This window comes from Micromonospora phytophila (assembly GCF_023656545.1).
Classification (GTDB): domain Bacteria; phylum Actinomycetota; class Actinomycetes; order Mycobacteriales; family Micromonosporaceae; genus Micromonospora; species Micromonospora phytophila.
Window position 1 is genome coordinate 1 of sequence record NZ_JAMOKF010000345.1, and the last position, 5,427, is coordinate 5,427.

The window sequence follows — 5,427 nt, forward strand, 5'->3', positions numbered from 1 at the left end:
TGCGCCGGACGCACCGCCGGGGCCGGCGTACGCCGGGCGGGGGCGAGGGGCCGCCAGATCGTCGGCGCCGCCGGAACGGCCGGGGACCGGGTCAACGACGGCTGACCGGTCACCGGCAGCGGAATCACCACCGGCCCCACCGAGGGCGTCGGGAGGAACGGGGTGCTGGTGTCCGGCAGGGCGGTGCTGCCGACCGTCGCGGAGCCGGTGCTGATCGCGGCGAGGATCGGCATCGACGCGGTGCCGGCGAGCAGCGCCACCGTGAACAGGTAACCCCGGGACGGGCCGCCGGCGCCGGGCGCCCGGTGCACCCCGACCACCCGCCGGTAGTCCCCGGGCGAGCGGTGCCGCGCGAGGAGCGGAGCACCGGGATCTTCACCTGGCTCGGACACCGCGTACTCCTCGTCGTCGTCTGCTCGGGCGGTCGGGCGGCACGGGCCGGACCGGAAGCGGCAAACTGCCTGATCGATGGGCGATCCGCCGCCAATCAGCCTGGCCCAGTTACGTTCCGTCCGCCAACCCTGTACAGCGTGTCGACACGCGTATATGGCCGAACGGTGACGAACCATCGCCGGATCGGCCGCGCGTCAATGGAACCGACACCCGGTGACGGGTGTAACGAAACGGGCGGCCGACCCGGCGCGGGGCGGGCGTACTGTGGGCCCGCTCACGGTTGATGCGAATATGGACCACGACGGCAACGCAGCCGCGACCTCCGCGCACCCTCGCGGAAGGCGCGGCTGGGCGCCGGCGCTCCCGAACCGGGTTCGGCCTTGAATCCGGCTTCACGCCGCGCGGCAACCCCCACCGGGGCTAGGCGCGGCCGCCAGGAACCCGTCCGGCACCAGCCGGACAGGCGCACGAGTTGCGCGGCCGGGTGACCCCCCGGTGCCGACGCAGACAGACAGGGAGAGACGGATGGCAAAGGGCGACCCCGGGGTCACCAGCCGCGGCCGACGGGCCGCACCCCGGTCCAGGAAGGGCGCGACCGGCGACCCGCAGCTGGTGCAACTGCTCACCGCCGACGGCGAGCGGATCGAGAGCGCGACCGGACCGGACGGGACGGAGTACCGCGTCGACTTCACCGACGAGGAGTACCGCGGGCTCTACCGCGACCTCGTGCTGGTTCGCAAGCTCGACGCCGAGGCCACCGCGTTGCAGCGGCAGGGCGAGCTGGGCCTCTGGGCCAGCCTGCTCGGCCAGGAGGCGGCGCAGGTCGGCTCCGGGCGTGCGCTGCGTACGCAGGACATGGCCTTCCCGACCTACCGGGAGCACGGCGTCCTCTACTGCCGGGGCATCGACCCGATCATGCCGCTGGGCCTGTTCCGCGGCGTCGACCAGGGCGGCTGGGACCCGAACGAGTTCAAGTTCAACATGTACACGATCGTGATCGGGGCGCAGACCCTGCACGCGACCGGGTACGCCATGGGCGTCCACATGGACGGCAAGACCGGCACCGAGGACGGCGAGGCGGTGATCGCCTACTTCGGCGACGGCGCCACCAGCCAGGGCGACGTCAACGAGGCGTTCGTCTGGGCCAGCGTCTTCAACGCGCCCCTGGTGTTCTTCTGCCAGAACAACCAGTACGCCATCTCGGAGCCGCTGGAGCGGCAGACCCGCGTCCCGCTCTACCAGCGGGCGGGCGGCTTCGGCTTCCCGGGCGTCCGGGTGGACGGCAACGACGTGCTCGCCTCGTACGCGGTGACCCGGCACGCGCTGGACAACGCCCGGCTCGGCCAGGGTCCCAGCCTGATCGAGGCGTACACCTACCGGATGGGGGCGCACACCACCTCCGACGACCCGACCCGCTACCGGATCGCCAGCGAGGTCGAGGCCTGGCAGGCCAAGGACCCGATCGCCCGGATGAAGGCGTTCCTGGAAAAGCAGCAGATCGCCGACGCGGACTTCTTCGCCGCCGTTGACGAGCAGGCCCGCACCGAGTCGGTGCACCTGCGCGAGCGGGTGCTCGACATGCCCAACCCGGAGCCGGTGACGATGTTCGACCACGTCTACCCCAACGGGTCCCCCGAGCTCGACGAGCAGCGGGCGCAGTTCAGCAGGTACATGGAGTCGTTCGAGGGGAGCGCCCACTGATGGCCACGGAGACGCTCACCCTCGGCAAGGCCCTCAACACCGGCCTGCGCCGGGCCCTGGAGAACGACCCGAAGGTCGTCATCATGGGCGAGGACGTCGGCAAGCTCGGCGGCGTCTTCCGGATCACCGACGGGCTCCAGAAGGACTTCGGCGACCAGCGGGTGATCGACACCCCGCTGGCCGAGTCCGGCATCATCGGCACCGCGGTCGGCCTGGCCATCCGCGGCTACCGCCCGGTCTGCGAGATCCAGTTCGACGGCTTCGTCTACCCCGCGTACGACCAGATCGTGTCGCAGGTGGCGAAGATGCACTACCGCTCGCAGGGCAAGGTCCGGATCCCGATGGTCATCCGGATCCCCTTCGGCGGTGGCATCGGCGCGGTCGAGCACCACTCGGAGTCGCCGGAGGCGTACTTCGCGCACACCGCCGGCCTGAAGGTGGTGTCCTGCGCCAACCCGCAGGACGCGTACTCGATGATCCAGCAGGCGATCGCGTCGGACGACCCGATCGTCTTCCTGGAGCCGAAGCGGCGCTACTGGGAGAAGGGCCCGGTGGAACTGGACGCCCCGCTCGACGCGGCGTACCCGCTGCACTCCGCCCGGGTGGTGCGGCCCGGCGCCGACGCCACCGTGCTGGCGTACGGGCCGATGGTCCGGACCTGCCTCGACGCGGCGACCGCCGCCGCCGAGGACGGCCGGGAGCTGGAGGTCATCGACCTGCGCACGCTCTCCCCGCTGGACCTGGGCACCGCCTACGAGTCGGTGAAGCGCACCGGCCGCTGCGTGGTCGTGCACGAGGCCCCCGGCAACCTGGGCCTGGGCTCGGAGATCGCCGCCCGGATCACCGAGGAGTGCTTCTACTCCCTGGAGTCCCCGGTGTTGCGGGTGACCGGCTTCGACACCCCCTACCCGGCCTCCCGGGTGGAGGAGGAGTACCTGCCCGACCTCGACCGGGTGCTCGACGCCGTCGACCGCACCTTCGGCTGGTGAGCGGCATGTCACGGATCAAGGAGTTCAACCTCCCCGACCTGGGCGAGGGCCTGACCGAGGGCGAGATCCTCGCCTGGCTGGTCAAGGTGGGTGACGTCATCGAGCTGAACCAGCCGATCGTCGAGGTGGAGACGGCGAAGGCGGCCGTCGAGATCCCGGCGAAGTGGGCCGGCCAGGTGCGGGCGATCTTCCACCCGGAGGGCACCACGGTCGAGGTCGGCACGCCGATCATCTCGATCGACACCGACCCGGGCGCCGGACCGCTGGACGAGTCGACGACCGGTACGCCGGCCGCCGACCTGCCCACCCCGTCGGCGGCCTCGCTGGCCGCGGTCGAGGTGGCGCCGAGCGAGGGCGCGGTCGAGCCGGGCCTGATCGGCGGTCCCGCCCCGGGTGGGCGTACCGCCGTGCTGGTCGGCTACGGCCCGCGCACCACGGCGGCCAAGCGCCGCCCGCGCAAGGGCGGCGTCCCCGCCCAGGCCACGTCGGCTCCGGCCGCGCCGGTGCAGCCGGCTCCGGTCGCGCCGGCTCCGGTCGTCCCGGTGTCGCCCGCCCCGGCGGCGAACGGCAACGGGCCGGCCGGTGGGCTGGTGCTGGCGAAGCCGCCGGTGCGCAAGCTCGCCAAGGACCTCGGTGTCGACCTGGCCACGCTGACCGGCTCGGGCCCGCTGGGCTCGATCACCCGGGAGGACGTACAGCGGGCGGCGAGCGCGACCCCGGCGGCGGCCGAGCCGCTGACGGTGGCGGCGCCGGCCACGGCCGTCGCGAGCTTCGGTGCGGACCGCGAGCAGCGCATCCCGGTCAAGGGGGTACGCAAGCTCACGGCCGAGAACATGTCCCGCTCGGCGTTCACCGCCCCGCACGTCACGGAGTTCCTGACCGTCGACGTGACCCGGGCGATGAAGGCCCTGGACCGGCTCCGCGAGCGGCGGGAGTGGCGCGACGTCCGGGTCTCGCCGCTGCTGCTGGTGGCCAAGGCGGTGCTGCTGGCGGTCAAGCGCCACCCGATGGTCAACTCGACCTGGGCGGGCGACGAGATCGTCGTCAAGGACTACGTCAACCTGGGCATCGCGGCGGCCACCGAGCGCGGTCTGATCGTGCCGAACATCAAGGACGCCGGCCGGCTCTCGCTGCGCGAGCTGGCGGACGCGATGACCGGCCTGGTGCAGACGGCCAAGGCGGGGAAGACCTCGCCGGCCGACATGTCCGGCGGCACCCTGACGATCACCAACGTCGGCGTGTTCGGGGTGGACACCGGTACGCCGATCCTGCCTCCGGGTGAGTCGGCGATCCTGGCCTTCGGCGCGGTCCGGGAGATGCCGTGGGTGCACAAGGGCAAGGTCAAGCCGCGCCAGGTCACCACCCTGGGCCTCTCCTTCGATCACCGGATCATCGACGGTGAGCTGGGCTCGAAGTTCCTCCGCGACATCGGGGACTTCCTGGCGGATCCGGAGGCGGCGCTGCTCGCCTGGACCTGACGGTCCACGACACCAGGCCACGGCCGGTGTGCCACGGGTGAACACCCGGCACACCGGCCGTGTCCGTTGGGCGACAGAAACGTCGGCCATCGGCCACGCTGACCTTTGATTGTTCGGCGGGTGTCTCAGCTCACCTAACAATCGATGGAAGTTGGCGGCGTTCTGCGCTTCAATGGACACAACAGGCTGACAACCGAATAGCCAGGAGGAAGAGACCACCATGAGCATGATCGAGCGAATCCGTAACCGCCGCGACGCCAACCGCCGCGCCCGTGCCATCGAGCACGCGCTGCGCTCCGCCAACTCGCCCGCGGTCCGCGAAGAGATCCTCGCCATCGCCCAGCGTCACATGAGCTGACGCCCCTCCACTTCCCTCACCTCCTGCTGATCGATGGCCCGCCCGGTCCGCCCGGGTGGGCCGTCGGCGTTTCACACCGATTGACACCGGGATTCCGCCTCGCCCCAGCGCCCGGTACGGTTGGGCTCGGTCATCGCCCGCCGACCCGAACAGGTCGGGCCGACAGAAGCCGCTCGACACCGTACGGCGACGCGGAGTGACGACCGGGTGCTCCCCGGACGCCCTCGGGCGGCCACCGGATACGGTGCGGGGAGCCGGCACGGCCGGCACACCGGCGACGCCGGCCACCCTGCCGAGCAAGACCGATCGGCAGGGGTGGGCCGACAGGTGATGGAGGAGGCGCACGCATGACGTCCGAGGGCACGCACCACCCCGGCCAGGAGCCGGACGAGGTGTCGCCGGGCGCCGGCGGACCGGCGCCGTACGGCGACCGGCCGGCGCAGCAGGACAACGGATACGGCGTCGGTGCCCCCGACCTGGGTTGGGCGCCCCCGCCGCCGACGGGACG

4 protein-coding genes and 1 pseudogene are annotated in these 5,427 nt (G+C 72.1%); 4 read left to right on the forward strand and 1 reads right to left on the reverse strand.

Features of this window, described 5'->3' with window-relative positions; translation table 11 throughout:
- A pseudogene (locus tag NCC78_RS26855) lies at positions 1–392 on the reverse strand (hypothetical protein); the annotation flags it as partial.
- Between the two features lie 526 nt (positions 393–918).
- Here NCC78_RS26855 and pdhA point away from each other — a divergent pair.
- The 4 genes from pdhA (at position 919) to NCC78_RS26875 (ending at position 4,919) form a co-directional block, all read left to right on the forward strand.
- Positions 919–2,094, forward strand: a complete 1,176-nt coding sequence (pdhA, locus tag NCC78_RS26860; protein WP_250797958.1) for a pyruvate dehydrogenase (acetyl-transferring) E1 component subunit alpha — start codon at positions 919–921, stop codon at positions 2,092–2,094.
- Positions 2,094–3,083 carry an alpha-ketoacid dehydrogenase subunit beta gene (locus NCC78_RS26865; RefSeq protein ID WP_250797959.1) on the forward strand — a complete coding sequence of 330 codons (990 nt, stop codon included), beginning with the start codon at positions 2,094–2,096 and terminating at the stop codon, positions 3,081–3,083. Before pdhA ends, NCC78_RS26865 begins: the two co-directional genes overlap by 1 nt.
- 5 nt (positions 3,084–3,088) lie before the next feature.
- Positions 3,089–4,561: a dihydrolipoamide acetyltransferase family protein gene (locus NCC78_RS26870; protein WP_250797960.1), complete on the forward strand. Its 1,473-nt coding sequence runs from the start codon at positions 3,089–3,091 to the stop codon at positions 4,559–4,561.
- Between the two features lie 220 nt (positions 4,562–4,781).
- Positions 4,782–4,919, forward strand: coding sequence for a hypothetical protein (locus NCC78_RS26875; RefSeq protein WP_165947779.1), 138 nt, complete (start codon positions 4,782–4,784; stop codon positions 4,917–4,919).
- Positions 4,920–5,427 lie beyond the last annotated feature (508 nt).